The sequence below is a fragment of the Vibrio sp. D173a genome (genome assembly GCF_030248475.1).
The window spans coordinates 1-626 of record NZ_JAHGAH010001013.1 but is presented as its reverse complement, the minus strand read 5'-3'; the positions used below and the strand labels follow the sequence as shown (position 1 = coordinate 626).

Below are 626 nucleotides of genomic sequence, written 5' to 3'. Positions count from 1 at the left end.
TTGCTAGGTTGATATACTCTTTCTTATATGGAACATCGTCCATCGATGTATTGTTCAAGAAACAGTCCACAATCATCGTCTTAAAACGGCTCAACATCTTCTTGTGACGCATCATTGTCGCCGTCAAAATGTCGATATGATTCATGTTATGGCTCGCAGAACACAACGAGTACTCATGGGCGATTGCTACTAAGTTTTTACCCGCACTGCGTCTTTGGGCCAAACGCTTTTTATTGTTTAGAATTACTGAACGGTAATCGACACTAGTTTCAATTTGCGAACTTACTGACATTGACTGAGACACAAGGTTTTTAAGCCATGTTCGAGTTTCACTTCCTTGCTTAATTAGCTCGTCGTACAAATGCTGAGAAAACAATTGTTCAGCGGTTCCTGTCAAAAACCTATAAGCGACACTGGAGCCATTTCGATACATTACAGAACACTTTCTCTCACCAAGCTTTTCATATTCGAACACGATGACAGATTTTGGGGTGGGCAAGTAGTAATCAACAAAGTAAACTTTATCCGCTTGTCTATCCACCAGCTTACTCGGATCGGCTCCATAGAACGGTGGAAGTAAGCTTAACAAAGTGGATTTACCAGCTCCGTTATCACCCGTATTGTTG

At 41.4% G+C, this 626-nt stretch carries 1 protein-coding gene; it reads right to left on the bottom strand.

What is annotated here, in order from left to right; translation table 11 throughout:
- A partial coding sequence (locus KIV40_RS30955; protein WP_285353125.1) for an ATP-binding protein occupies positions 1-626 on the bottom strand: 626 nt, incomplete at both ends.